Annotated in this window: 23 protein-coding genes and 1 pseudogene; 14 read left to right on the top strand and 10 right to left on the bottom strand. The window is 69.0% G+C overall.

All coding sequences use genetic code 11. From position 1 onward, the window contains the following. Window positions 1-72 precede the first annotated feature (72 nt). From H4W30_RS30820 to H4W30_RS43885, 4 genes and pseudogenes are all read left to right on the top strand, one after another. Complete coding sequence (locus H4W30_RS30820) at window positions 73-909, top strand: class I SAM-dependent methyltransferase (RefSeq protein ID WP_192745985.1); 837 nt, start codon at window positions 73-75, stop codon at window positions 907-909. Then, the gene (locus H4W30_RS30825; RefSeq protein WP_192745986.1) at window positions 906-2684 is read left to right on the top strand and encodes a choline/carnitine O-acyltransferase; all 1779 of its coding nucleotides are present in this window, start codon (window positions 906-908) and stop codon (window positions 2682-2684) included. The genes H4W30_RS30820 and H4W30_RS30825 overlap by 4 nt, the downstream gene beginning before the upstream one ends. Before the next feature lie 69 nt (window positions 2685-2753). Next, window positions 2754-2960: pseudogene (locus H4W30_RS43880) on the top strand (DUF4232 domain-containing protein); the annotation flags it as partial. A 103-nt stretch (window positions 2961-3063) separates the two neighbouring features. After that, on the top strand, window positions 3064-3204 hold the full coding sequence (locus H4W30_RS43885) for a hypothetical protein (protein ID WP_225950756.1): 141 nt from the start codon (window positions 3064-3066) through the stop codon (window positions 3202-3204). A gap of 4 nt (window positions 3205-3208) precedes the next feature. On the opposite strand, the gene H4W30_RS30835 is transcribed toward H4W30_RS43885, so the two are convergent. Beyond that, window positions 3209-3646: a hypothetical protein gene (locus tag H4W30_RS30835; protein ID WP_192745987.1), complete on the bottom strand. Its 438-nt coding sequence runs from the start codon at window positions 3644-3646 to the stop codon at window positions 3209-3211. 14 nt (window positions 3647-3660) lie between these two features. Beyond that, window positions 3661-4998: an LVIVD repeat-containing protein gene (locus H4W30_RS30840; RefSeq protein WP_192746876.1), complete on the bottom strand. Its 1338-nt coding sequence runs from the start codon at window positions 4996-4998 to the stop codon at window positions 3661-3663. 100 nt (window positions 4999-5098) lie between these two features. Here H4W30_RS30840 and H4W30_RS30845 point away from each other — a divergent pair, with 100 nt between their 5' ends. Continuing rightward, window positions 5099-6541, top strand: a complete 1443-nt coding sequence (locus H4W30_RS30845; protein WP_192745988.1) for a peptide ABC transporter substrate-binding protein — start codon at window positions 5099-5101, stop codon at window positions 6539-6541. On the opposite strand, the gene H4W30_RS30850 is transcribed toward H4W30_RS30845, so the two are convergent. Beyond that, on the bottom strand, window positions 6521-7420 hold the full coding sequence (locus H4W30_RS30850) for a LysR family transcriptional regulator (RefSeq protein WP_192745989.1): 900 nt from the start codon (window positions 7418-7420) through the stop codon (window positions 6521-6523). The two genes, H4W30_RS30845 and H4W30_RS30850, sit on opposite strands and share 21 nt — an antisense overlap. 71 nt (window positions 7421-7491) lie before the next feature. On the opposite strand from H4W30_RS30850, the gene H4W30_RS30855 reads away from it, so the two are divergent. Further along, window positions 7492-8526 (top strand): SDR family oxidoreductase, encoded by a 1035-nt coding sequence (locus H4W30_RS30855; protein WP_192745990.1) that lies wholly within the window; start codon window positions 7492-7494, stop codon window positions 8524-8526. Window positions 8527-8530: 4 nt separating this feature from the next. Here the strand turns inward: H4W30_RS30855 and H4W30_RS30860 are convergent, their stop codons facing one another. Further along, window positions 8531-9271 carry an SDR family oxidoreductase gene (locus H4W30_RS30860; protein WP_192745991.1) on the bottom strand — a complete coding sequence of 247 codons (741 nt, stop codon included), beginning with the start codon at window positions 9269-9271 and terminating at the stop codon, window positions 8531-8533. Between the two features lie 221 nt (window positions 9272-9492). On the opposite strand from H4W30_RS30860, the gene H4W30_RS30865 reads away from it, so the two are divergent. Continuing rightward, on the top strand, window positions 9493-9900 hold the full coding sequence (locus H4W30_RS30865) for a YegP family protein (RefSeq protein WP_126735611.1): 408 nt from the start codon (window positions 9493-9495) through the stop codon (window positions 9898-9900). A 156-nt stretch (window positions 9901-10056) separates the two neighbouring features. Then, on the top strand, window positions 10057-11148 hold the full coding sequence (locus H4W30_RS30870) for a substrate-binding domain-containing protein (protein ID WP_192745992.1): 1092 nt from the start codon (window positions 10057-10059) through the stop codon (window positions 11146-11148). Between the two features lie 72 nt (window positions 11149-11220). Here the strand turns inward: H4W30_RS30870 and H4W30_RS30875 are convergent, their stop codons facing one another. The 3 genes from H4W30_RS30875 to H4W30_RS30885 form a co-directional block, all read right to left on the bottom strand. Further along, a complete protein-coding gene (locus H4W30_RS30875) occupies window positions 11221-13113 on the bottom strand; it encodes a S8 family peptidase (protein ID WP_192745993.1) in 1893 nt (630 codons plus the stop codon). Between the two features lie 194 nt (window positions 13114-13307). Then, entirely contained in the window at window positions 13308-14210 is a 903-nt protein-coding gene (locus tag H4W30_RS30880; RefSeq protein ID WP_192745994.1) for a sortase, read from the bottom strand. After that, window positions 14207-16558, bottom strand: coding sequence for a hypothetical protein (locus tag H4W30_RS30885; RefSeq protein WP_192745995.1), 2352 nt, complete (start codon window positions 16556-16558; stop codon window positions 14207-14209). Before H4W30_RS30885 ends, H4W30_RS30880 begins: the two co-directional genes overlap by 4 nt. Before the next feature lie 258 nt (window positions 16559-16816). On the opposite strand from H4W30_RS30885, the gene pstC reads away from it, so the two are divergent. The 4 genes from pstC to H4W30_RS30905 all read left to right on the top strand — a co-directional run bounded on the left by pstC (window position 16817) and on the right by H4W30_RS30905 (window position 21376). Continuing rightward, a complete protein-coding gene (pstC, locus tag H4W30_RS30890) occupies window positions 16817-17806 on the top strand; it encodes a phosphate ABC transporter permease subunit PstC (protein WP_192745996.1) in 990 nt (329 codons plus the stop codon). Further along, entirely contained in the window at window positions 17806-18930 is a 1125-nt protein-coding gene (gene pstA / locus H4W30_RS30895; protein WP_192745997.1) for a phosphate ABC transporter permease PstA, read from the top strand. The genes pstC and pstA overlap by 1 nt, the downstream gene beginning before the upstream one ends. A gap of 101 nt (window positions 18931-19031) precedes the next feature. After that, a complete protein-coding gene (locus H4W30_RS30900; RefSeq protein ID WP_192746877.1) occupies window positions 19032-19823 on the top strand; it encodes a phosphate ABC transporter ATP-binding protein in 792 nt (263 codons plus the stop codon). Further along, window positions 19820-21376 (top strand): substrate-binding domain-containing protein, encoded by a 1557-nt coding sequence (locus tag H4W30_RS30905; RefSeq protein ID WP_192745998.1) that lies wholly within the window; start codon window positions 19820-19822, stop codon window positions 21374-21376. The genes H4W30_RS30900 and H4W30_RS30905 overlap by 4 nt, the downstream gene beginning before the upstream one ends. A gap of 208 nt (window positions 21377-21584) precedes the next feature. Here the strand turns inward: H4W30_RS30905 and H4W30_RS30910 are convergent, their stop codons facing one another. Next, entirely contained in the window at window positions 21585-22838 is a 1254-nt protein-coding gene (locus tag H4W30_RS30910) for an HNH endonuclease signature motif containing protein (protein ID WP_192745999.1), read from the bottom strand. Window positions 22839-23003: 165 nt separating this feature from the next. Here H4W30_RS30910 and H4W30_RS30915 point away from each other — a divergent pair, with 165 nt between their 5' ends. Further along, the gene (locus tag H4W30_RS30915) at window positions 23004-23597 is read left to right on the top strand and encodes a hypothetical protein (RefSeq protein ID WP_192746000.1); all 594 of its coding nucleotides are present in this window, start codon (window positions 23004-23006) and stop codon (window positions 23595-23597) included. Window positions 23598-23612: 15 nt separating this feature from the next. Here the strand turns inward: H4W30_RS30915 and H4W30_RS30920 are convergent, their stop codons facing one another. Continuing rightward, on the bottom strand, window positions 23613-24524 hold the full coding sequence (locus H4W30_RS30920) for an NADP-dependent oxidoreductase (protein WP_192746001.1): 912 nt from the start codon (window positions 24522-24524) through the stop codon (window positions 23613-23615). 99 nt (window positions 24525-24623) lie between these two features. On the opposite strand from H4W30_RS30920, the gene H4W30_RS30925 reads away from it, so the two are divergent. Beyond that, window positions 24624-25085 (top strand): GNAT family N-acetyltransferase, encoded by a 462-nt coding sequence (locus tag H4W30_RS30925; protein WP_192746002.1) that lies wholly within the window; start codon window positions 24624-24626, stop codon window positions 25083-25085. On the opposite strand, the gene H4W30_RS30930 is transcribed toward H4W30_RS30925, so the two are convergent. After that, window positions 25063-26016: a helix-turn-helix transcriptional regulator gene (locus tag H4W30_RS30930; RefSeq protein ID WP_192746003.1), complete on the bottom strand. Its 954-nt coding sequence runs from the start codon at window positions 26014-26016 to the stop codon at window positions 25063-25065. The genes H4W30_RS30925 and H4W30_RS30930 overlap by 23 nt on opposite strands. Window positions 26017-26035: the final 19 nt, after the last annotated feature.

Below are 26035 nucleotides of genomic sequence, written 5' to 3' on the forward strand. Positions count from 1 at the left end.
GCAGGGCAGCGCCCTGCCGACGTCGATCGCGGTCGCGGGTTCACCTACAGACACTCAGTCAGGAGCTTGGCCGTGCCTTTCGATTCGACCGGCAAGATCTCTTTCGACCACATCTACACCGAGCCCGATCCCCGTGCGTTCTTCGGTACCTTGCGCAGGCTGGACTACGCCATCCCTCAGCAAGCCAAGGCGTACTTCGCGAAACTGATCGACGAGTACCGCGCGGAGACCGGCGTCGCGGTCCCGACGGTGCTCGACCTCGGCTGTTCCTACGGCGTCAACGCGGCGCTGCACCGCTGCGGCACCTCGATGGAGCGGCTGTACGACCACTACCGGGACTGTGAGTCGCTGAGCCGGGACGAGCTGATCGCGCGTGATCGCCGGATGGTCGCGACAGACTCAGTTCGCTTCATCGGCCTCGACGCCTCCGCTCCCGCTCTGGACTACGCGCTCGCCGCGGGTTTCATCGACGAAGCGATCCACGCGGATCTGGAGAGCGAAGACCCGACAGAGGAGCAGCGCGCGCTGCTGGCCGACGTCGACATCGTCATTTCGACCGGCTGCGTCGGCTACGTCACGGAGAAGACCCTCGTCCGGATCGCGCGGGAAAACCGGCCGTGGATGGCGCATTTCGTCCTGCGGATGTTCTCGTACCGGCCGGTCGCCGAGAGCCTCGCCGACTTCGGGTACGAGACGACCGGGATCGACGGCGTCTTCCCGCAGCGGCGGTTCGCTTCGGATGAGGAACAGTCGCAGATCTTGGACAATCTGTCCGTCGCGGGCGTCGACCCGCGTGGGCTGGAGGACGGCGGCCGCCTGTACGCGCGGCTGTACGTCTCCCGGCCGAACGGCGCGGCGGGCGGGCTCGCCTCCGCGCTGAACGCCCTTCCCCTTCGAGATCAAGGATGATCGTGAGCAGTCCGGAACCGTCCACCCGCACGTTCGGCAACGAGGACATCCTGCCGCGGGTCCCCGTCCCCAGCCTGGAGGACACCTGTCGCCGGTTTCTCGAGTGGTGCTCGCCGCTGCTCACCCCTGGCGAGCTCGCGGCGACCGAAGGCGCCGTCGCCGAGTTCCTCGCGGAAGGAAGCCCGGCGCACGAACTGCAGAGCGCGCTCGAGGCCTACGACAAGCGGGAAGGCGTCCGCAGCTGGCTCGACACCTTCTGGCCGTACCGCTACCTCGGCCGCCGCGACCGGATCGCGCTCAACGCGAACTTCTTCTTCCTGTTCACCGAATCCCCGCTGGGGCAGCTGGAGCGCGCGGCCGAACTGGCGGCGTCGGCGGTGGACTACAAGCTGAAGCTCGACGAGGAACTGGTGCCGCCGATCGTGCTGCGCGGGCAGCCGCAGTCGATGGTGCAGCACAAGTTCCTGTTCTCGGCGACGCGGATCCCCGGCGCCGTGCAGGACACCGCGCGCACGCCGTACCGCGAAGATTGGCCTGGGCCGTCGAAGGCGCGGCATATCGTGGTCTTCCACCGCGATACGCCGTTCCGGATGGACGTCATCGCGCCGGACGGCCGCCCGTACTCCCCCGATCAACTGGTCGCGGGACTGCAGACGATCGTGAAGTCGGGGAACTTCGTCGAGGACCCGCGGACCGCCGCCGGGCATTTCACCACCAAGGCGAGGGCGGAGTGGGCGGCGACGCGGGAAGCGCTGCTCGCCGCCGGGAACGCGGCCGCGCTCGACGACATCGAGACGGCGTTGTTCTGCCTGTGCCTGGAGGACTTCACGCCGGCGAACACGCAGGAGGCGTGCGACAACCTGCTGCACGGCGACAGCGGGAACCGCTGGTTCGACAAGGCCGTTTCGCTCATCGTGTTCGAAGACGGCACGGCGGGGATCAACGTCGAGCACTGCGAACTGGACGGGACCACGATCCTCGGGTTCACCGACGCGCTGCTGAGCGGAACGCGGCTGGAGCGCCCGCCGGCCGACGGCGTCCCGGCGTCCGAGGTCATCGAGTTCGTCCTGGGTGAGGCGCTGCGCGAAGACGCTCGCGCCGCTGCCGCGTCCTTCGCCGAGTACGCCGACGCGACCGCTACGAAGACGGTGTCCTTCACCGACTTCGGCGCGAAGCGGGCGAAGGAGCTGGGGATGTCCCCGGACGCCTTCGCGCAAATGGCGTACCAGCTCGCGCACAAGCGGGCGAAGGGGATCACCGGCGCGACGTACGAGTCGATCGCGACGCGGCAGTACCAGAACGGGCGCACCGAAGCGATGCGAGTGGTGACGCCCGAGGTGCAGTGGTTCGTCCAGGTGATGGACGACCCGCAGGCCGACCGGCAGACGCGTCAGGCGGCCTTCCGCGCGGCGGCCGCGAAGCACGTCACGCGGGCGAAGGAGTGTCAGGCGGGTGACGCGCCGGAGCAGCACCTGTGGGAGCTGCAGCTGATCCAGAAGCGGCGCGGCGTCGAGGACTCTCCGGCGCTGTACTCGTCACCCGGCTGGTTGAAGATGCGCGACGACTACCTGAGCACCAGCTCGGCGCCGTCGGTGAACATCCAGTACTTCGGCTTCGGGTCGACCAGCCCGCAGTGCATCGGTGTCGCGTACGTGCTGCTGCCGGAGTCGCTGAATCTGTACCTGTGCACGCCGAAGCACGTGGCCCACGAGATGGAGCTGTTCGCGACGGAGCTGGACAACGCGATTCGGGAGCTGCAGGAGCTGCTGGCCTGAGTTCTGTGGTGAGCCGACCGTCGGGCGATCGGCCCGGACGTGTCGCGAAAGCCACTTTCGGGACGTCTGATGTCCCGAAAGTGGCTTTCGCGACATCGCGGGCCGCTCCCCCAGCCCGTGCCCACGCCGGTGCCGGGCACCGTCGAACCGGCGGGCTGTCTCGACACCGGCGTGACGGTGAAATCCGGGCCGGTCGAGGCCGCGCTGGGTCACCGCGCCGTCGTACTCACCCTCACCAACTGCGGCACGACCCCGCGCACGCTCACCGGCTATCCCGAAGTCCGCTTGCTGGACAAGGAAAAGCGGCCGATGGCGGTCGAGGCCGAGCACGGCACGTCGTACATGGCGATCGATCGTCTCGTGGTCGAACACCGTCACCGTGGGCTCGCCGGAGGCCGGCGCCTATGTGACGGTCGCGGCCGCGAAGGGCGACCCGGAGCAGCGGATCGCGGTCGACACCGATCTGGGCACCACCGGCAAGCTGACGCTGACGGCTTGGAACGCCAAGCTCAAGAACTGACGCGTCACATGGTCGTCGAGGTGAGGAAAGCCTGTTCGGACCCGTCGGCGACGAACGCGGTCCGCGACTTCGTGGTCGTAGGCAGCGCGCAGGAAAGCCACTTCACGCCGGAGGGGAAGAGCCCCTTCAAGGACTCGGGCACCGCCGGGGAGCCCGCCTGACACTTGTAGTCGGCCAGCACCTTCGTGACGGCCTCGCGGCGCAGCTTCACCAGGGCGGACAACCGGAGATCGGATGGCCCCGGCGCCGCGTCCCGCCCCTCGGATGCGCCCATCCTCTCCTCGACCCACGAGGCCGCGACGATCTCGCCAACCTCCGGGAAGTCCTCGGCGACCGGCGCCGGGTCGGTGTGGACGGCCGTCTCCTTCGGCGGGACCGGATCACAGGCCGCGATCAGGACGATCGCGGCCGTGATCCCCAACGTCTTCCCCAGGGTGCGCATGGGGACATCATCGCTCAGGCGGTCAGCTTCAGGATGTCGATTCCGCGAGTGTTGTCGGCGACATAGACGTAACCCTTGTGCCAGTAGGGCGCCCACGCGCTGGCGTCCGCCGGGCGGAAGTAGGCGATCTGCTTCGGGTCGGTCGGGTCGCTGACGTCGAGGAACCGCGTGCCCTGCGCGTAGAACGACTGCACGAGGACCTTGCCGCGGATGTCGAAGTAATGCGCGGAGCAGTCACCCGAGGCCGGATCGCTGCCTTCCTGACCGGCGACGCTCCAGGTTCCGACGGACTTCAGGCGGAACGGCTTCTCCGGCGTCGAACGCCAGCCTTCGCCGTTGTAGGAGTTCTGCAGCGACGAGATCGTCAGCACGCCGTCACCGGCGCAACCGTCGAGGAAAGACTCTTCGGTGGCGTAGATCAGGTCGCGGCCGCGCCAGCGGTTCGAGTCGGCGCCGTCGGCCGAGCGGTGCCCGGCCGGGTGGAAGCTGTTGTGCATGAACTTCGACGGCGCCGCCGTCTCCTCGATCCCGCCGCCCGCGTAGGGCACCGGGTCGAACGGCGTCGCGCGGCGGACCTTGCCCTGCACGGGATCGCGGTGGTAGCCGTTGGTCCAGTAGCCGCGGACGCCGCCCCGCCCGGACACCCACGCCACGCCCTCGGCGTCGACCTGGACGTCGTGCACGTAGTCGGTCTTGCCGTCGTTGCGGGCGAGTTCGATCGGGTTCGGGAACGTCTTCGGGTTGCGCGGGTCGCGGATGTCGGTCACCCAGATCGGGCGGCCGCCCCACTCCGCCGGCTGGTTGGCGGCCTTCGCGGGGCCACCGGTCCACAGGTACCGGCAGTCGTCGACGCAGCTGGTCGTGTGACCGGCGGGCACCTTGGTGTAGCTCAGGAGGACCGGTTTGTCCGGGTTCTTCAGGTCGATGATGTAGATACCGGACTCGCCGGTCTGCGTGGTGCCGCCGTAGGCCCGCGGGTCCCGCGCGAGGAAGACGAGCTTGCGCTTGACGTCCACCTCGGTGTCCTCGGTCTCCCACAGACCGGGGAGGCTGACCTCGCCGATCAGCTTCGGCGCGGTGGGGTTCTTCGTGAGGTCGTAGACCTTCAGGCCGAACTCGCCGGAAACGGCCATGACGTCACGTTTGCCGTACTGCAGGAACCCCATGGCGATGGCGCCTTGCGCGTCGGGCACGTTGCCGACGGCCTTGACGTTCTTCACCGCGCCAGGGGCGCCCGCGACCCGGACCTTCTCGCCCGCCGGTTTGTCCTCTTCGCCGCACGCGGCGGCGGGCAGGCCGGTGGCGATCAGGGTCGCGGTGACCGTGGCGAGCGCCAGGCACGAGCGGAGCAACCAGTTTCCTCGCACAGAAACCTCCCAGGCTGGTCCCTGCACCTTATGATCGCCACTTTGCCCGCACAACCGCCAATGGTCGGTGTGGGACTGCTATGACATGACCATGCGCTTGCGTCTTCTGGTCCCGCTCCTGGCCGCCGCCCTCGTCGCGGTGGGCTGCACGGAATCCGGCGAACCGCCCGCACCGGACGTTCTTCGCGTGGGCCTGGCCGCTCCGGCGACCCTGCTCCCCGCGGACGTCCGTGACCAGTCCGGGCGGATGCTCACCGGCGCGCTGTGGACGCCGCTGGCCGATCACGACCCGGCGACGGGCAAGACGTCGCCGCGGGCGGCCGAAGGGTTCACCAGCACCGATCGGATCACGTGGACGGTGAAGCTCAAAGACGGCGGGAAGTTCCACGACGGCACCCCGGTGACCGCGCAGTCCTATGTGGACACCTGGAAGGCGATCGGCGCGGAACAGTGGCAAGCCACCCGAGTGGTCAAGGAACTCCTGCGCGCCAAGGAGATCACCGCGCCGGATCCCCTGACCATCCGGCTCGTGCTCGACCGGCCGTCGGGTCAGGTTCCGGCACTGCTGTCGTCGCCCGCGCTGGTCCCGCTGCCCGCGTCCGCACTGACTTCCCGTGACTGGGCCGGTTTCGCGCAGCGGCCCGTCGGCAACGGGCCGTTCCGCCTGGAGGGCGCGTGGCAGCCGTCGGGCGGCAAACTCGTCCGCGTGGCGGACGCGCCGGGCAAGGCGCGCGTGATCGAGCTCAAGACCGGCGACGCGGCGGCGCAATACGACGAGGTCAAGGCCGGGAAACTCGATCTTTCCACGTTCGTCCCCGGCGATCGTCACGAGGCCATGCACGCCGATTTCGCGCAGCGGCACGTGATGTGGGCCCTGCCCACCGTCGCCTACCTCGGATTTCCCCTGACCGCACCGCATTTCTCCGACGCGACCGTCCGGCACGGCTTCGCGCTCGGGATCGATCGCGCGGCGCTGGAGGCCGGCGCCCTCGGCAAGCAGGTGGATCCGGCGAAATCGCTGCTGCCACCCGCGGTCGCTCCGGGCGAGCGCAGCAGCACCTGCCGTCCCTGCACCTTCGACGCCGGAGCGGGGAAATCCCTGTTGACCCAAGCGGAGTTCCCGGCCACACCTGTCCACTTCGGACAGTCGCAGGCGAATTGGCTGCGCCCGCTCGCGGAGCAGGTCACTGCGGCCGTCGGCGTCCCGCTCGCCCCGGAGCCCGGACAGGGTCCATTCGCGATCGACGTGGCCCTGCTGACGCCGAGCCCGCAGGAGGTGCTGGCCGAGATCGCGAAGGCGACCGGATATCAGAGCGACGGGTTCGCCGACCTGCTCAAATCGGCCGAGGAGACCGAAGCGGGCGAGAGCGGCGAGGTCTACCGGCTGGTGGAGAACCACCTGCTCCGGGACCTCCCGGTCGTGCCGCTGTGGTCCGGGCACGGGCACGCCGTCTGGGCGGACCGCGTCGGCGACGTCAAGGCGACGGCGTTCGGCGGCGTGGACCTGTCAGGTGCCACCGTGCGGTGATCCGAGCGTGCACTCCCCCGCGACGACGTCGATGAAGGCCGAGGTCAGGGGGTCGGGCGTGCTGCGGCAGTAGGCAGCGAGCGTGCGCCGGATCGCCGGTTCGGGCCGCAGGACACGGCCGTGGAAACCTTCGGGCAGGACGTTGGCCGGGACCAGCGCGGGGCCGAGTCCGGCCGCCGCGAGCACGGGGGCCGCCGCGCTCTGTTCGGTCCGGACCGCCGCCCTCGGCTGGAAGCCCGCCGCCGCGCACGCCTGATCGACGAGGTCGGCGAGCCCGTTACCCGGCGCGTAGTGCACCCACGCGCAGTCCGCGAGGGTCGCCAGGTCGACGACGCCGCTGCCGTCGTCCTCGCGCGGCCCGTCGATCGGCAGGACCACGACGAACTCCTCGGCACCGATTTCGCGGACCGGCCCATCCCAGCCCGGCGGGACCGGGCCGACCGCGACGTCGGCCTCCCCCGCCGCCATGGCCTCCCGGAGCTCGTCCGCGTGCCGGAACTCCACCAGCCGGACGTCGACGTCGGGCCGCTCCCGGCGCCAGACCCGCAACGCCGCGGGCAGGACCCCGATGCCGACCGAGTAAACCGTCGCGATCTGGAGCTCGCCGGCCTCCAGCCCGGACGCCTGCCGGGCCGCGCATCGCGCGCGTTCGGCGTCGGCGAGGGTGGCGCGGGCGTGCGGCAGCATGGCGCGCCCCATCGGGGTGAGCCGGACGCTGCGCGGCAGCCGTTCGAGCAGCGGGCCGCCGACGCCCTTCTCCAGCGCGCGCACCTGATGCGACAGCGCGGGCTGCGTCACGTGCAGCAATTCGGCGGCCTTGGTGAAGGAGCCGGTGTCGACGACGGTCACCAGGTACTCGAGTTGCCGCAAACTGGTCATGAAGAGAGTTTATCGGAGTGGTGAGATCTATGCCTTGGACTTATCCGTGCGATGGGTCCAGGCTCGATGACATGAACGAAGAACGCAAGGTCGCCCTGGTCGCCGGGGCCAACGGGGTCATCGGCAAGAACCTGATCGAACACCTGGAGACCCTGCCCGGCTGGCGCGTCATCGGCCTGTCGCGGCGCGGCGGCCCAGGCCAGATCGCGGTCGACCTGCTCGACGCGGACGACACCCGCGCGAAACTCGGCGGCCTGGACGACGTCACGCACGTGTTCTACGCGGCCTATGTCGACAAGCCGACCTGGGCGGAACTGGTCGCGCCGAACCTGGCGATGCTGACCAACCTCGTCGACGCGATCGAACCCGCCGCGCCCGGCCTGCGCCACATCAGCCTCATGCAGGGCTACAAGGTCTACGGCGCCCACCTCGGCCCGTTCAAGACCCCGGCGCGCGAGGACGACGCCGGGCACATGCCGCCCGAGTTCAACGTCGATCAGCAGTCCTTTTTGGAGCGGCGCCAAGCGGGGAAGACCTGGACGTGGTCGGCGATCCGGCCGTCGGTGGTCGGCGGTACCGCGCTGGGCAACCCGATGAACCTCGCGCTGGCCATCGCGGTCTACGCGTCGATCTCGAAGGAACTCGGGCTGCCGCTGCGGTTCCCCGGCAAACCCGGCGCGTACGACAGCCTCCTGGAGATGACCGACGCCGGGCTGCTGGCGAAGGCCACCGTGTGGGCGACCGGCTCGGAGAACGAGGCGTACAACATCGCGAACGGCGACCTGTTCCGGTGGAGCGACCTCTGGCCGCGGATCGCGCGGTACTTCGACCTGGAGGTGGCGCCGCCGCTCCCCATGTCGCTGGACGTCGTCATGGCGGACAAGGAGGGACTCTGGACCTCGATCGCCGCGAAGTACGGCCTCGAAGTGCCGTACAGCGCCGTTTCGTCGTCGTGGGGATTCGCGGACTTCGTGTTCGGCTGGGATTACGACATGTTCGCGGACGGCTCGAAGGCCCGGCGGGCCGGTTTCCACGAGTACGCGGAGACGCCGGCGATGTTCTTCCGGCTGTTCGACGAGTTCCGGAAGGCGAAGGTGATCCCGTGATTCGCTAGCCGCGCCCGATGTATGGCATCGCGGTCGCCGTGACGGTCAGGAACTGCACGTTCGCGTCCAGCGGCAGCCCGGCCATGTACAGCACGGCGTCCGCGACGTGGCGGGCGTCGAAGGTCGGCTCGGCCTTGACGCTGCCGTCGGCCTGAGGAATCCCGTCGGCCATCCGCAGCGTCATCTCGGTGGCGGCGTTGCCGATGTCGATCTGTCCACAAGCGACGTTCCACGCCCGCCCGTCGAGGGAGATCGACTTCGTCAGCCCGGTGACCGCGTGTTTCGTCGCGGTGTAGGCGACGGACGCGGGACGCGGGGCGTGCGCGGAGATCGAGCCGTTGTTGACGATCCGGCCGCCGCGCGGGTCCTGCGCCTTCATCAGCCGCACGGCCTGCTGCGCGCACAGGAACATCCCGGTCAGGTTCGTGTCGACGGCGCGTTTCCAGTCCGCGAAGGACAGTTCGTCGACGGTCCCGCCCACCGAAACACCCGCGTTGTTCACCAGGAGATCCAGCCGCCCCCACGCCGAGCGGACCGTCTCGAACAACGCGGCGACGGAATCGGGGTCGGCGACGTCCGTGGGCACGGGAAGCGCGTTCGCGGCGCCGTCCGCGGTCTCGGCCAGCGCGTCCGCGCGGCGGCCGGCGAGGGCGACCCGGTAACCGGCGCCGAGTAACGCGCGCGAGATCTCCCTGCCGAGCCCGGAACCCGCCCCGGTGACGACCGCGGTCCTGCCGTTGCCCATCGAACCTCCTCGCAGACCGTGCCGGACCGATCCGGCTCGGTGATTGTTTTCCGATTACCCGCGTCCGTTCAGGCTAGCGCGCCGCCATCGAAGGAAAACGTTCACCCGTCGGCCGTCGCGCCTTCACGAAAACCGGTAACCCCTTCACCACATCGAGGCGATTCACCGGATGTGATCAGGGGGAATTCACACCGTTCACCTCGCCGTCAGGACGGTGAACGGTGAAGAAGAATCCACGCTTTCAGCTCGTCCAGACCGGCGAGCAGACCATTCGATGGCGGCTGCTCGGCGGCAACAACGTGTCGCTGGGTTCGGCGCCCGACGACTATCCGCGAGCCGAGGAATGCCTCGCCGCGATCGCCTGGCTCAGCTCGCATGTCTCAGAGCTGACCAGCGATTTCAGTCATCTCAGCGGTGGACGCTGGCGCTGGCGCCTGCATCGGGAAGACCGGATCGTCGCGATCGCCAGCCATGCCTACGGACGGCGTATCGAGGCGCAGCGCGGCCTCGACCGATTCCGCTCGGCCACCACCGAGGCGTCCATCGGCGAAGGAATCGAGACGATAGCCGATTGGCGCCGGAAATACCGGCGCGATTCCGGCGGTATTTCACCGAATCGTTCTCCGTGACGGCCGCTCACGGAAAGTGCGTTCCCCGGAGATTAACCACCAGGACGTCGGGCGGGAACGCGAAGCACCGCCGCCGGACAGTGTTGCGGAGCGAGGATTGGGCCAAGTCACGGAATCCCGTGACGACTTGGGGACTAGAGAAAGAGTGCAAACAAGATGCGTGCTCGTACCACTCGGTTTCTCGGCGCCACCGCCATCGCCGCGTGTGCCTGCCTCACTCTGACCGGCACCGCCTCGGCGGTCGCCCCGGCCAACGGCCTCGAAGACGTCCTGGCCGCGGCGGGCTCGGACACCACCGTCGACATCACCGGCGCGATCCTGGCCAACGCCAACGGCGCCGCCTGGAACAGCGACCCCGACAACCACGTCAACGTCCCGCCGCTGCTCGCCCCGGGCGCGACCTTCACCGTTCCCGGTGACCTGTACGCCGACGAGGTCGTCTACAACACCACGACCACCCTGCCGCCGAACGGCTCGTCCCAGGGCAAGGCCGCACTCAAGGCCTCCGGTGACGCGGGCGACGGCAAGATCGACATCGCGCGGTCGTCCTCGCCCCGCGGCTCGTCCGACCCCGCGTCGTTCGAGTACTACTCCTTCGCCACCGACGGTGTCACCTGGTCCTCCTCGGCGACCGGTTCGGGCGCTGGCCTGTCCCTCTCGCTGGCGCAGCTGCGCGGCATCTACGACGGCTCCATCACCAACTGGAACCAGGTCGGTGGCGCCAACGCCGCCATCGTCGTCTACCTGCCCCAGACCGGCTCCGGCACGCTGGGCTTCTTCACCACCACCGTCCTCGGCTTCGACCCCACCACCAAGCCGGTCACCATCAAGCGGTTCCAGGAGCACGACGGCAACTCGATCCCCTCCGCCGACCGCGCCAACGCGATCGCCCCGTTCTCCATCGCGCAGTGGATCGCCCAGGGCAACGCGGTGACCGCGGACAAGCGCGCGGGCTTCACCGTGAACCCGCTGACCGGCGCCGGCTTCGACGGCTCCCCGGTCGCCGGCTCGGCCGGTAACTACACCCCGGCCTTCACCACGGCGTTCCTGGGCTCGCGCAGCGTCTACCACGTGCTCGACACCCGCACGCCGAGCTACGACCAGGCCCAGCGCGCCGTCGGTTTCGCCGCCGGTGACACCGCCGCGACCGCCAGCCCGCTGTGCGGTGGCCAGCTCGCCACCACCATCAAGCGGTACGGCTTCCTGACCGTCTCCGGCCCGAACGGCCTGTCCTGCGTCAAGTCCTGACCCCCTCCTAGCGCGTGAAGGCCCCCTTCCCTCGGCTCAGCCGAGGGAAGGGGGCCTTCACGCGCTACAGGATTACTTCGGGGCGACGCCCAGCGCGGCGAGCGCCGGGCCGGTCATGATCACGCCCGCGCCGGTGACCGGGTCGAAGCCCGGGGCACCGAGGTCGATCGCGGTCGACACCAGCGCGTTCCGGATCTCCGCCTGGGTCGCGGCCGGCTTGCCCTGCTTCAGCAGCGCGGCGATGGCGGCGGCACTCGGCGCGGCGGCCGAGGTCCCGAAGAACGGCTGGAAGCCGCTCACCGACGTCGCGACACCGTCGGCCGCGGTGATGTCCGGCTTGTTCCGCGTCGCGCCACCGGTCGAGGACACGTTGCCGGGGGTGATCACCGAACCGTCCGGGTTGTAGAACTGGTGACGGCGACCGTCCGAAGTGAACCGCTCCCACTTGCTGGCGGTGGTGAACAGGCCCGGGTACGGGCCGGCCGGGTTCGCCGGGTCACCGGCTTCGAGCGCGCGGCCGAAGGCACCGGCGGCCGGGGCGGCCGCGACGCTGAAGGCGTTGACGGCCGCCGAGTGGCCGGAGGTGACACCGTTGGTGCTGAAGGCTTTCAGGTCACCCGATGCGACGAAGCGGCCGCGGATCACGTTGAGCGCGATGAACCGGTCGGAACCGCTGTACTTGACCACGGCGACCTTGAAGCCCGAGCCGCTGGCCGGGACCTGGGCGATCTCGTACGGGTTCTGGGTGCCGTTCTGCGCGCCCTCGCTGGAGGCGACGACCGCGCCGGACGAGTTCAGCACGAACAGGTCGTAGTCGCTGGTGGCCTTGCCCCACGGGTCGGACCAGAACAGGGTGACGTAGCGGCCCACCGAGTTCGGCGAAAGCGCGTTGTACAGCTGGGTCGTGGCGCTCGGGTCGAAGTCGTGCGGCGTCCCGGTGATCCCGGAGATCTTGCTGCTGGAGCCGCGGAAGTCGCCCTCGTAGTAGCCGCTGGTGCCGTCGGTCAGGTTGCCCGAGTTCCCCGCGGAGGAGAAGTAGAGCGCGCCGTCCGCGGTCACGTCGTTGACGGCCTGCGCGACCGGGCCGTCCTGGAACGGCGACTCGTCGAAGTAGGAGACGTCGTCGACGATGATCGTGCACTTGCCGGTGGTGCGCAGGGCGCGGATGTTGTCGGCGAAGCTCTGTTCGCTGGTGAAGGCGGTCGCGAAACCGAGCGCGGCGCCGGGCGCCATGTCGTGGATGATCTCCAGCATCGCGGTGCCTTCGTCACCGCTGCCTGCCTGGCCGGGGAGGACGTCGACGGCGGGGAGTTCGCCGGCGGTCTGTGAAGCCTGGAGCGACTTGATGCCGTCCGAGAGCACGCAGACCTTCTGGCCCGCGCCGGTGACGCCGTACTTGGTGCGGGCGGTGTCGTTGCCGTGCGCCTTGTCGCCCTCGGCGACCTGCAGCGCGGCGGCGGTCTTCTTGGCCGCGGCCTGCCGCCGGTCCTGCGGGGCGGACTCGTTCCAGGTCATGGCCTGGGAGGCGGCCTTGACCTCGGCGACGTCACCGCGTCCGGCGATCGCGTCGACGGCGTTCAGGGGGAGGTCGGCGCGGATCGCGCCGGCGGGAGAGGCGTAACGGACGGTGCCGCCCGCCGCCTTGACGGCGTCCACCAGGGACTGTCCGGCGCCCTTGATGTCCACAGCGACCGTGCCGGCGTCGCTGACGCCCAACCCGGTCCGGTACTCGGGCAGCTTGCCCGCCAGGCCCTTGTCGGCGCGGAGGCGCTTCTCGACGACGAGCTGACTCGACTGCTTGCGCTCCGCCGGGGTGAGGCTCTTCTTGATGCTCTGCAGGGCGCTGATCCCGGCCTGGGTGCGCACCTCCTCCGACGGCTGGGCACCGGAAACCGCGGTCGACAGCAGCAAAGCCCCGACCGCGACCGGAACCGAGCATGTGACCACCCGGCTGAATCTGCTCATTGAATTCTCTCCCTGTTCCCACACGGCACAGCCCGTGACAGGAATTCCTTCGGCTGCCCGAATGAATTACCCCTGACCGGGTGTAATGGGGAGAATCTAAAGAGCGATCAGTGAGGAGTCCACCGACCAAAGTCGGTATCGGGGGAAGATCCACATCGTGGGAGTGATTTCGGTCCGAAAAGACCGAAATTTCGCTAAGCCCACGCGGGAAACAGCCGCCAAAGCGCCAACGCCGCCAGAGACGCCAGGGTGAGCAGCACCGGACCGGTGATGACGTAGGTGGAGACCGGCCGCCACCGGCGGTAGAGGAAGGTCGCCCCGGCCGCCGCCACCACGAATCCGCCAAAGGCCAGCACGAGCCCGGCCCACGCGTCACCGTCGCCGGTCCGGCCGTCCTGCGCGTCCGCCTTGCCGTTCTGCGGGGTCGGCCGGAACGGCCTGCCCTCCAGGACGGCGGTCACCACGGTCGCTTCCTCCGACGCCAGCGGCCACCAGGACGCCGAGGTCACCAAGGTCAGCCGGTCGTTCTGGGTCTTGCCGTAGTCCACTCCCTCGTCGAGCGGACGGGTGGCCTTCTCGGTCACGCGGTAGACGGACTTGCCCTGAGTCGTGGCGACGACGATTTCGTCACCGGGTTCCAGCGCGTCCAGCGAACCGAACGGGCCGCCGTAACCCGCGTTGCGCGCCACGATCGCGGCGTTGCCCGGCTGCCCCGGACCGGCGGTGCCGGGCACGTGGCCGGGCCCGGACGCGGTTTCCCCGCTCGACGCGCCTTCGACGACGACCTGCTGCAGCTTCAGCGCGGGAATCTCCAGCACGGCGACCGGCTTCCCGAACTCGACCGGTTCGGTGGGCGGAGGGGCACCGAAAAGGCTTTGGCTGGCCCCCAGCGCCAGGCCGATTTCGCCGCGGATCTCGGTCAGCGCCTTCCGCTGGTCGCTCGCCTGGAGCATCGGCCCCAGCGCGTAGACGACCAGGGCCAGCGCCACCAAGGTGGTGACCAGCCAGGCGGCGAGGACGGCGCCGATCCATCCCGGGCCGAAACTCAGGAAGCGGGTTTCCGGCTCCTGATGTCTCTCTTCGACGGAGGTGCTCACGCCGCGCCTCCGGCCGATTTACCCCGCAGGAGACCGAAGAGCATCGCGAACGCGGCTCCGATCTCGGCCAGCGCGACGACCAGCCACCTCGGCACCGGGCGCCCGGCGGCGACGTACGCCGTCGCGGACGGCAGCGTCGCCAGGATCACCAGCGCCACCAAGGGAATGAGCGCACCCAGCACACCGGCCCCCGCGAACTTCGGGATGTCGATCGACTCGGCTAGGTTCTTGGCCGCCAGCACGCTTTCCGGGGTCGGAGCGGCGGCGGGGGCGGGCCCGGTGGCGGCCGCCGCCGACGTTCCGGCAGGCGAACCCGTTCCCCCGGAGGGACCGGTCAACGAGGAATTGGCGGCCGTCATGGCACCGTTCCCGCCCGCCGGTGGCGGATTCTTCGCTTCTTCCCTTTCCTGACAGGCTTCCTGGACCGTCCCCGTGCCGATCTTGGCCACTCGCGCGGGGACGGCGGCCGCCAGGCCGGGGCTCAACGGGGTCATGCCCGGCGGGAGCAGCGACTGGCCGTAGCCGCTCGCCAGTTCGGCGACGGCCTTCAGCTGCGCCTGCTTCTCGGTCATCGGCTTGCAGGTCGCGTCGATCAGCGGATTGACCGGCGCGGCCAGGTATTCCACGAAGGTCAGCGGATACGCGCCGTCCTTGGCCGCGGTGCCCGGCTGCACGGTCCCGTCCGCGCCGACCTGCATCGAATCGGCCGCCAGCTGCAGGCTTTCCTTGGTCGGCGCGACGAAGTTCCCCTTGCCGTCCGGAAGCGCGACCGGCGCCCAGCCGTAGGCCCGCGCGGTCGCGAGGTCGGTGATCACCCAGCTCATACAGCCGCCGGTGCAGACGAATCCCGTTCCCACGACACCGTTCTGCACCGTCTTGCGCACGGCGAGCTGACCGGTTTTCGCGTCGACGTTGTGCAGCGAACGGGCACCCGGATCGAGCGCGTTGAGATCGGAGATCACCCCCGGCGATTTCCCGTCCAGCTCACCGAAGTATTCGGTCCCCTTGTTCGGGAACACCCAGGCCGACGGCGCTGCCCCGGCGAGCACCTTGCTCAACGCGAGCGGCACGGTGCCCGGTCCGGATTCCCCGGTCACCCCGAAGAAGTCCAGGCTCTCGGCGCCGGCCCTGGCGCTGGCCGCGCTCGCCTCGTTCTCTCTCGTGACGGAGGCGAGCGCCGGATTGCGGCCGACCAGCGGGGTACCGTTCCGGAAAATACCGCCGCGGCCGTCCAGATCGGGTTGCTGTCCCCCCTTGGTGACCATGTTCGCCACCTCGTCGTGGGTGAATCGCAGGGTGCCGGTGAACTTCGCGTTGAGCGAACTCCCGTTGTCGTCGGTGTCGGTCGGCGACCAGCCGACCGCGGCCACGACCGCCGCGTTGATCCCGACCGGGATGTACTGCCGGTCCCGGACGGTCTGGGTGGCGAGCGCGTTCCCGCTGCCGGTGATCACCAGATCCGAGTCGCCCTTGTCGAACGCGGTCAGGCCGGCGTCCTCCGTCTCGCTCACGATGTTCGCCGGCTGCTCGGCCTGGGTGGGCGCGCAGAGCGCCTGGTTCCAAGCGACCGCGGTGCGGCCCAGCCGCTCCGGCATGCTGGCACTGATGGTGTTCTGACCGGCGCCCTTGCACCCCTTGACGCCGAGCTCCTGCTGCGACGGGGTGAATCGGATCGAGCTGTCGATCCAGGTCACGAACGCGCCGTCCGCGTTCTTCGCGGTGATCGTGACCGCGACCGAACAGGGATTGTTCTCGTCGCACCGGAAGGAGTACTTGTTGCGGGTCTTCGCACCGGTCGCCGGATCGACGACGTCGGGATTGGCCGCCCAGGAAACCGTGGGCGGCTTGTCGGCCTGACCTTCGGCGTTCTTGTTGAAGGTGGTGTACAGCGGGTCCCAGATGATCGGTTTCGGGGTGGTGGAACCGAGCGGGATCTGGGTGTCGATGACGATGTCGCCGGTCCTGCTGCTCCGGCGGCCCGTGGCACTGTCCATATGCGCCGCGTTCGCGATGAACTCGTCCTTCAGCCCACCGCAGTAGGCATTGACCCGCGCGCTGACGGAACTTTCCCGGTTCCACGGCGGTTTCCCGGCGACCTTGATCAAATTGTCCGGCAGGACCGCGGGGCAGACCTTCAGGGACGCCTGGGCGCCGCTCGCCAATCCCGACACCGTGATCCGCACCGGCTCGCCGTTCCGGGCCGCCGACAGATCGGCGGGCTCGGTCTTGAGGGTGTACGGCGGGTTCGACGGCGCTTGCGCCTGCGCCGCGGGGACGGACACACCCGTGACCATCAGCACCCCGCAGATCAGCAAGATCCCGACTTGTCTCGCACGGACGAAGAACACGGACGACTCCCAAGGTGCGCGGGCATACGGCGGAGAGCGAGACTCGATCACGAGCCGCACCGAAATCAAACGTCCCCGAGCCACCCGTTCGGGGTCAACCGTCCCCGGACCCGCCCCGGCACACATTCACATTCGCCCCGTCGGGCGTTCTCCGCGTGGACACCTTTCGCGGGATCGAGCACCACATACTGGCCGCATCGAGGGGCGAAGTGGTGTGCCCTGAACTCGTTTACTTACCGATACGAAGGAAGGCCGCTCGTGACCGTCGCGCCACCCCGGCCCGACCCGTCCCCACCGGGAACCCCGGTGCGGCGGGCGATCACCGAAGTCCTTTCCCGGGCCGACCGGGCGTTCCGCCGGGTCACCACCGGCGCCGGGCTGGCCATGCTGGGCATCCTCCTGGTCATCGGCTTCTTCCTGGTGTATCGGTCCGGGCCCGCCTTCGACAACAGCGGCTTCGGTTTCTTCACCACCATCCGGTTCGACCCCGCCTCCGGCGTCCTCGGCGTGCTGGGCCTCCTGTACGGCACGATCGTGGTCGCGCTCATCGCGGTCCTGGTCGCCGTGCCGCTGAGCATCCTCGCGGCGCTGTTCATCACCGAGTACTCCAGTGGCCGGATCCGCGGCTTCCTCACCGGCCTCGTCGACCTGCTCGCCGCCATTCCCAGCCTCTTGTACGGCCTGTGGGGATTCAGCTTCCTCGGCCCGCAGATCGTCCCGGTTTCGACGTGGCTGACCGAGAACCTCGGCTGGTTCCCGCTGTTCGCGTCCAAGGAGAACACGCTGTACATCCAGTCCATGTTCATCGCCGGGCTGGTGGTGTCCCTGATGGTCCTCCCGATCACGACCTCGGTGATCCGTGAGGTGTTCGCGCAGACTCCGCCCGGGGAAAAGGAAGCGGCGCTCGCTCTGGGCAGTACCCGTTGGGGGATGGTCAAAACAGTCATGTTGCCCTTCGGACGGGGCGGCATCATCGGTGGCTCGATGCTCGGGCTCGGGCGCGCGCTCGGCGAGACGATCGCCGTTTCGCTGCTGCTGCCCCAGGTTCCGGAGATCACGAAGCACATCCTCCAGTTCGGCGGCGCGACCATCTCCGGGTTCATCGCCAACAACTCCGGCGCGTCGGGGCTCTTCCTGTCCGGACTGATGGCGGCGGGCCTGGTGTTGTTCGTCTTCACCTTGGCCACGAACTTCACCGCTTCGGTGATCATCTCCAAGAGCCGGTCCGGCGCGGGAGTGGATGCCTGATGACCACGACAGTCGCTCCCCCGGTCTCGTCCGCTCCACGCAAGCTCGTCAAACGCCGCCCGTCGGAGACCACCCGGCAGGACCGGCTGGCGGCGCTCGGCTGCGCGGTGTCGGCCACGCTGCTCACCTGGTTCGTCATGCATCTCCTGCTGGATTCCCCCGGCTGGCTGGCGGATCTGATCGTCGCCTACCTGCTGTACCTGGCGATGCTCTACCTGGTCACCCGCGACCGCCTCGGCAGGCTCGCCGCGTCGGACCGGCTCGTCTCGACGATCGTGGTCTCCGGGGCGCTCACCCTGCTCGTCCCGTTGCTGTTCCTGTTGACCTACATCGTGATCGAGGGCGCGCCATACCTGCGCCTCGGCTTCTTCACCCACGACATGTCCGCCGTCGCGCCGACCGATCCGGTCACCGCGACCGGCGGTCTGCACGCGGTGGTCGGCACCCTTCAGCAGACCGCGCTGACCCTGGTGTTCGTCGTTCCGCTGGGCGTGCTCACCGCGATCTTCCTGAACGAGACCCGGTCGCGGTTCCGCCGCCCGGTGCGGATCATGGTCGACGCGATGAGCGGTCTCCCGTCGATCGTGGCCGGCCTGTTCATCTACGCGGCACTGATCATCCCCGGTATCCAGGCGGGCGTGGGACTGTTCAGCTACAACGGTTTGATGGCCACCCTGGCGCTGACGATGGTCATGCTGCCGACGGTGACGCGGACCGTGGACGTGGTGCTCCGGCTGGTACCGGACGGCCTGCGCGAGGCGTCGCTGGCCCTCGGGGCGAGCCGGGCGAGGACGGTGTGGTCGGTGGTGCTGCCCACCGCGCGCACCGGTGTCACCACCGCCGTGATCCTCGGCATCGCCAGGGTGGCGGGCGAAACGGCCCCGCTGCTGTTCACCTCGTTCGGCTCGCTCGCGATGAACGCCAACCCCTTCTCCGCGCCACAGGAGAGCATCCCACTGTTCATCTTCCGCTTCATCAAGCAGCCGCTGGAAAACGTCCAGCAGCGCGGCTACGTCGGCGCGCTCGTGCTGATCCTGCTCATCTTCGGCCTGTTCGCGATCGCGCGGATCGTCGGACGCGACCGGTCGAAGCGCAAGGCGAAAAGAACGAAGGAGAACCGGTGACCGACACCACCGAATTGTCCACTGTGGACGAGAACGGGGAGAACCCGTACTCCACCGGCTATCTCACGCCCCGCGACGCCGACGGCAGGCCGCAGGTCACCTTGACCGGCGGCCCGCCGCCCGGCGCGGCCGAACTCGAGTCGCGCGAGATCGGCGCCTGGTTCGGCGACCGGCTGGTCCTCGAAGGCGTATCGTTGCGGATGCCCGCGAAAGAGGTGACCGCGCTGATCGGCCCGTCGGGCTGTGGCAAGTCGACCTTCCTGCGCATCCTCAACCGGATGCACGAGCTCGTCCCGTCCGCGTCGCTGACCGGCGAAGTCCTGCTGGACGGCCAGGACATCTACGCCGACGGAACCCGGCCGCAGCAGGTCCGGCTGCGTATCGGCATGGTGTTCCAGAAGCCGAACCCGTTCCCGGCGATGTCCATTCGCGACAACGTGCTCGCCGGGCTGAAACTCGCCGGCGTCAAATGCGACGACAAGAACGCGCTCGTGGAACAGAGTCTCGAACGCGCTGGGCTTTGGCGTGAGGTCCGAGACCGCCTGAGCTCACCTGGCGGCGCCCTCTCCGGTGGACAGCAGCAGCGACTCTGCATCGCCCGTTCGCTCGCGGTGCAGCCCAATGTGCTCCTGATGGACGAGCCCTGCTCCGCCCTCGACCCCACGTCGACCCGGCGGATCGAGCAGACGATCGCCGAGATCGGGCACGAGGTGACCGTCGTGATCGTCACGCACAACATGCAGCAGGCACAACGGGTTTCGGACCATTGCGCGTTCTTCCTCGCGGCCGAGAACGAACCCGGCCGGGTGATCGAACACGGTCCGACGGACACGATCTTCAACGCGCCATCGGACGAACGCACCTACGACTACGTGAACGGGCGATTCGGATGACGACCTTGCGCAGGGTGGGCGCTTTGGGCGGGATCTCGGCTCTGCTGCTCTCGATCTCCGTGGCGGGCGCGCCCGGCGCGGCGGCGCTCAGCAGGGTCACGGGCTCGGGGTCCAGCTATGTCGGTGTGGCGATGACCGACTGGCAGAACGGTGCGACGTCGCGGGGTATCCCGATCAACTACTCGGCGACCAACTCGCCAGCCGGGGTCAATCAGTACGGCGACCGGACGGTCGACTTCGGCGGGACCGAGGCCGAAGTGTCCTCGCTCCTCGCGGCCGGCGGTGGCGGGGTGACCGCGCAGACCCGCGGCTACCAGTACGTCCCGGACGTCGCCGGCGCGGTCGCCGTCATGTACAACGTCACCGACCAGGCGGGCAAACGGGTCGACTACCTGCACCTGACCCGCGAGGTGATCGGCCGGATCTTCAGCCGGGACATCACGCGCTGGAGTGATCCGGCGATCACCGCGACCAACGGCGGGAAGTCGCTGCCGGACCAGCCCATCACGCTGGTCGGGCGGACCGGGCAATCCGGGACGACGGCGTTGTTCTACGACTTCATCGCGCATGCGGCCCCCGACGCCTACCAGCGCTTCGTCGCCCGCAACGTCGGCAACGGGATGGGCAATCTGCCCGCCGGGGTGCGCCCGATCCAGCTGCCCGAGCGTGGACCGGACGCCGACTGGTACCGGCTGCTCGCGGACTCGGACCAGATCGCGCAGGCCATCGGCAAAGCGACCATCCCGTTCTCCATCGCCTACGACGAATTCGCCTACGCCCAGCGCCACAACGTGCCGTCGGCATGGGTGCAGAACGGCGCGGGGCAGTACACGCAGCCTTACGCGGAGAACATCGCCTCCGCGCTGAAGTTCGCGGAACTCCGCCCTGACCTGAGCCAGAAACTCGACAAGGTCTACTCGAACGCGGACCCGAAGACGTACCCGATTTCGGCGTACTCCTACATCATGATGCCGTGCACGAGCGGCCGGGACACCTGCCGCGGCGGCTATGGCGACCAGGGCAAGACCGACACGATGACCGCGTTCCTCGAACACGTCGCGTGCGACGGCCAGATCAACATGGCCCGCATCGGCTATTCGCCGCTGCCGCCGAACCTGTCGCAAGAGATCATGAACTCCAACGCACGGCTCACCGGGCAGCCGCCGAAACAGCTGAACGCGGGCAACTGTGCCAACCCGACGTTCCACGGCAGCCTCGGCGCGGGTGCCGCCAGCCCACCTGACCCGCTGGTGACCGCCGGGATCATCGCCCCGAACGGCAAACCCGCGGCCGGGACGGGCGCCGCCGGGCCGAACGCGTCGACCGGCCCGAGCACGGGGCCGGCCACCGGTGACAAGACCGCCACCGCGACGGCGACCCCCGACGAGGAGTCGGCCGGCGGCGGCTCGAAGAACTGGCGGGAAGCCGCACCGGCGTCCTACGACGAGGGCGGGTTCGGCGGATTCGGCGGCTGGGCGGCACTGGTGCTTTTCGTGGCGATCGTGACCCCGTTGGTGGTGCGCGGGGTGATCCGGAAGCTGCGAGGGACTTAGCGATGCCGAGATCGACACCCACGCGGGCACGCGTAGCGGCGGTCTTCGTTGCCGAGGTGGCGGCGAGTCCTGAGATTCTCTGATCGGCCGTGGACTGTGTGGATTTTGGGACGTCAGATGTCCCAAGATCCACACAGTCGCCGGTCCTGGCCGATGTCGGGCATGCCGAGGGGCCCGTCGCCTGGGTGGCTGGCGGGCTCCTCGGGGTTCAGCGGTGGTGGAGGGTGTTGCGGCGGGGTTGTCGGAGCGGATCCCGGTATTGAGGCGGGATGAAATCCGGTAATCCGTCGGCGGCCATCCGGACTTCCCAATCACCGTGGTGGATCAGCCGGTGGTGGAAACCGCACAGCAGCACGAGATTCCGGAGATCCGTCGGCCCGCCGTCCGCCCAGTGGATGATGTGGTGGGCGTGGCAATTCTTGGGTTTGCGGTGGCATCCGGGGAAGGCGCAGCCACCATCGCGGATGTTCAACGCGCGTCTCTGGCCTGGGGTGACGAGTCGTCGTAGTCGCCCTACGTCGAGGGGTTCTCCGGCGGTGCTCAGCACGACCGGCAGCATGAGGCAGTCGCAAGCGGCCAGCCGGGCTTCCCGGGCGGTCATCGTCCCCACGAAATCGAGACAGGCGGTGCCGACGCCGGATTTGAGTTCGTCGAGTCCGATGGTGACGTGGACGAGGGTGCGGTAGCCGCTGGTGCCGGGTTGGTCGGGGCAGGCGATGGCGAGGTCGAGGAGTTCGGCCCAGGCGTCGCCCAGGCGTTCGCATTTCATCCGCAGGTCGGCTTGCCCGAATTCGTCGACCGGTCGCGGCTGGGCATACGCCTCCAGCGCGGCCGCCGTCCGGGCACCCGTCTCGTCGTCCAGCAGGCCGGTCAGTTTCCAGAACCCGTCCCGGCGGCGCTCCAGCGTGAGTTCCCGGCGTGGTTCCTTCGGCTCCGGATCCTTCGGCTCCTTGCCGTCAGGGTCGAGCCAGCCCAGCAGGTTCGCTTCAGCCTTGGCGAGCTGGTGCGGACCGGCGTTCGGGGCGAGGTCGGCGAGGATCTTCTCCGCGACCGCCTTATCTTCGGCGGAGGTGTCGGCAGGGAGTCTCTTCAAGATCTCCAGGATCTGGTCGATCCGTTCATCCCCGACCAATCCCTCGGCGGCGACCGCGGCCGTCTCGGGTGCCACGGCCGGGGCTTCGGTGCCATCCAGGTTCCGCGTCGGGTTCAAAGCGATCGCCCGCTTCACCACCGCGCCCGCTTCACCGCGCGACAACCCCGCCATCTCCGCGAGCCAGCTCGCCGTACTGCCATGCCCGAACAAATCCTTGGCGCCCCGAGACTCGACCTCCGCCAGAAACCGTCCCAAACCAGCGGTCGCCACCCGAATCACCCGCAAAGACTGCAGCACGCCATGGGCAAGCTCCAGCTTGCCGGCACGCCACAACTCCTGCGGCAACTCGGGAAGAAAGGTCTCGGACACGCCTCCATAATATCGCGATTCATCGAACAGATGTTCGTAATTTTAAGCGACAATTCCCGAGCTCATTTACCACCGAAGGGGTGATATCGACGGGAGGTGTTGTAACACCACGCGCGGATCGAGCGAGTACGTCCGGCAAGTGCCACCACAAAGCGGGAGCGCGCCATGTACATCCCACCCGAACCGGCCGCACGTCCGGCCAAACCCCGACGCTGGCCTTGGATACTCGCCGCCGCCATCGTCGCCGCGGCGCTCTCGACGACGATGACGCTCGTGCTACTCGGCAACGAACGCGACGGGAAGGAGGTCGCGTCGAAATCGACCGCATCACCTTGCCGGGACTCGGCACTCAAGCCGCCGTGCCGAGGCGTCAACGGCTGGATCCTGGCCGACGGCTCCTACGAAAGCACCACCCGCACGACCCCGCGCGCCTATGTGGCACCGACGACGACCAGCCCGCCGCCGCTCACTCCGGCGGACTTCACCCTCGATCTGAAGACCTATTCCAAAAAATGCTTCGGCTCCGCCGGCTGCAACGTGGTCGTCGAACCCACCCTGACCTACAAAGGTTCCGCGGAAACCATTTTGAGCCACGGAATGTGCTCGATGACTTACGACATCACCGGCGACGAATCGGGTCCGGTCACGGATACGCTCAGTTTCGTCGGAACGGACGTGACCGTGCGCCGTTCGGTGCTTTCGACGCCGTCCTCGAAAACCAAGGTGACCGTCAAGATCGTCAGCGTTTCCTGCGTCTGACGAGGCGACACCTCGTTACGGGAAGGTCAGCACGATCTTCCCCCGCCCGTGCCCGGTCTCGATCTCCCGGTGCGCCGCCGCGGCCTCGCTGAACGGATACGTCCGCCGCACCAGGAAACGCAGTTCCCCCTTGACGTACAACGACGCCAGCATTCCCAGCCGCTCGGCCGACCGCGTCCCGGTGACCACCCGCGCCCGCGCCTCGGGCGCACGGCCGTGCTCGACAAGCGTGAGCACGCGGTGCGGATCGCCGACCAGCTCCAGCGAAAGATCGAAGGCGACCCCGCCCGCGCCGTCGAGCGCCGCATCGATACCCGACGGCGCCAGGGCCCGCACCCGGTCGGCGAGGCCGTCACCGTAGACCACCGGTTCGGCGCCGAGCGAGCGGACGTACTCCTGGTTCGCCTCGCTCGCCGTCCCGATCACCTTCGCCCCGCGCAGCGCCGCGAGCTGGACCGCGGCCGTGCCCACCGCGCCCGCCGCACCGTGGACCAGCAGCGTCTCGCCGCGGGCGACCCGCAGGGCGTCCAGCGCCAGGTACGCCGTCTGCGTCCCCGCCGTGAACCCGCCCGCGACCTCCCACGGCATCTCCGCCGGCTTCGGCGTGACGTTCTCCGCGGGCACCACGATGTACTCGGCGTACGCCTGCACGGCCGTGAAGCCGAGCACCTCGGTCCCCGCGACGAGGCCGTTAACTCCGGAACCGACCTCGTCGACGACCCCGGCGAACTCGTTCCCCGGGACACGCGGCCAACGCAGCTCCAGGCCCGCGGGTTCCCAGCCAGCCCGCACGGCCGCGTCGTACGGCTGCACCCCCGCCGCCTTCACCCGCACCCGGACCTCCCCCGCCCCGGCGTGCGGCTCCTCCAGCTCCAGCACCCGGAGCACTTCCGGGCCACCGGCTTCCGTGAACGCGGCCGCTTTCATCTTGTTCCTCCAGTTCGTCCCCAGCTGTCGGAACCCAGCCTCATACCTCCAGATAGCTGGAGGTCAAGAACTGTCGGTGTGACGTTCTAAGCTGCGCTCGTGACGAGCTACCGCATCTCCAGGGCAAGCGCTTCCGACGCCGCCAGGCTGACGGCGCTGATGCACGAATCGGCCGCCTACCAAGGGGAGTACGCGTCGATCCTCGAGAACTACCAGGTCACGGAGGACTACCTCGCCACTCATCCCGCGTTCGTCGCGCACGCACAGCGGGACGTGGTGGGTTTCTACAGCCTGATCGAGTACCCGGCCGAGCTGGACCTGCTGTTCGTCGCCGATTCGGCCCAGGGCACGGGCATCGGCGCGTGGCTGATCGAGCACATGCTCGGGCAGGCCGCGGACCTCGGCATGACGGAGATCCGCGTCGTCTCGCATCCACCGGCCGCCGGGTTCTACGAGCGGATGGGCGCCCGCCGCGTCGGCGTCGTACCGCCCAGCCCGCCGAAGATCACCTGGGAGCGCCCGGAGCTGGTCTTCGACGTCAAGCGTCCACCGCACGACTGAACCGGCCGATCAGTTTACGCAGGTGCCCGGCGAATTCCGGCGAATCGACGACCTCGAAGTCGGCGTCGAGCAGGCCGAGGTAGAGCGCCAGGTACTCCAACGTGTCCGCGCCGGCCTTGAGCAGGCAGGTCCGCTCGTCGACGGCTTCGACGACGACGGCGGGCGGCACCTTCGCGGCGGCTTCGGCGGCCGGGGCGTGCAACCGGATCGTGGCGTGGTGCCGCCACAACGCGGCGCCGACGCCACGTTGGAGGTAGGCGACAACGCCGCCTTCGGGTGGTTCGCGTTCCTCGAAACGCCGTCCGTTGGGCGTGCGCGGCCGCACCCGATCGGCGCGGAACGTGCGCCAGTCCTGTTTGTCGACGTCCCAGCCGACGAGGTACCACCGGCGGCTCATATGCACGACGCGATGCGGCTCGACCTGCCTGCGCGTCTCGGATCCGTTGTGCCCCACGTAATCGAAGCGCAGGGTCTCACGGTCACGGCAGGCGGCGGCGATGGCCGCGAGCACCTCGGCGTCGACCGTCGGCCCGCCGCCCTGCACCGCGAGCGTCGCGGAATTCAGCGCCGCGACACGGTGCCTTAGCCGCGACGGCAGCACCTGCTCCAGTTTCGCCAGCGCGCGCACCGACGTCTCCTCGATCCCCGCGATCGTGCCGCCCGCGGCCGTGCGCAGGCCCATCGCCACCGCGACGGCCTCCTCGTCGTCGAGCAGCAGCGGGGGCATCGCCGCGCCGGCGCCCAGGCTGTAGCCCCCGGAGACGCCGGGCGTCGCGTCGACGGGATAGCCCAGGCCGCGAAGCCGCTCGACGTCGTTCCGGATGGTCCTGGTCGTGACGTCGAGCCGGTCCGCCAGCTCCGGACCTGTCCAAACGCGCCTGGCCTGCAGCAACGACAGGAGCCGCAGCAGTCTCGCCGAAGTTTCCGCCATGAATCCCACCTTGTCCGCA

Source organism: Amycolatopsis roodepoortensis (assembly GCF_014873915.1).
Classification (GTDB): Bacteria; Actinomycetota; Actinomycetes; order Mycobacteriales; family Pseudonocardiaceae; genus Amycolatopsis; species Amycolatopsis roodepoortensis.

Coding starts and splice junctions, on each gene's coding strand:
- H4W30_RS30870 (WP_192745992.1), top strand. CDS start 10,057: ATGCGTGCTCGTACCACTCGGTTTCTCGGCGCCACCGCCATCGCCGCG.
- H4W30_RS30905 (WP_192745998.1), top strand. CDS start 19,820: ATGACGACCTTGCGCAGGGTGGGCGCTTTGGGCGGGATCTCGGCTCTG.
- H4W30_RS30915 (WP_192746000.1), top strand. CDS start 23,004: ATGTACATCCCACCCGAACCGGCCGCACGTCCGGCCAAACCCCGACGC.
- pstA (WP_192745997.1), top strand. CDS start 17,806: ATGACCACGACAGTCGCTCCCCCGGTCTCGTCCGCTCCACGCAAGCTC.
- H4W30_RS30855 (WP_192745990.1), top strand. CDS start 7,492: ATGAACGAAGAACGCAAGGTCGCCCTGGTCGCCGGGGCCAACGGGGTC.
- H4W30_RS30835 (WP_192745987.1), bottom strand. CDS start 3,646: ATGCGCACCCTGGGGAAGACGTTGGGGATCACGGCCGCGATCGTCCTG.
- H4W30_RS30850 (WP_192745989.1), bottom strand. CDS start 7,420: ATGACCAGTTTGCGGCAACTCGAGTACCTGGTGACCGTCGTCGACACC.
- H4W30_RS30860 (WP_192745991.1), bottom strand. CDS start 9,271: ATGGGCAACGGCAGGACCGCGGTCGTCACCGGGGCGGGTTCCGGGCTC.
- H4W30_RS30845 (WP_192745988.1), top strand. CDS start 5,099: ATGACCATGCGCTTGCGTCTTCTGGTCCCGCTCCTGGCCGCCGCCCTC.
- H4W30_RS30875 (WP_192745993.1), bottom strand. CDS start 13,113: ATGAGCAGATTCAGCCGGGTGGTCACATGCTCGGTTCCGGTCGCGGTC.
- H4W30_RS30920 (WP_192746001.1), bottom strand. CDS start 24,524: ATGAAAGCGGCCGCGTTCACGGAAGCCGGTGGCCCGGAAGTGCTCCGG.
- H4W30_RS30825 (WP_192745986.1), top strand. CDS start 906: ATGATCGTGAGCAGTCCGGAACCGTCCACCCGCACGTTCGGCAACGAG.
- H4W30_RS30930 (WP_192746003.1), bottom strand. CDS start 26,016: ATGGCGGAAACTTCGGCGAGACTGCTGCGGCTCCTGTCGTTGCTGCAG.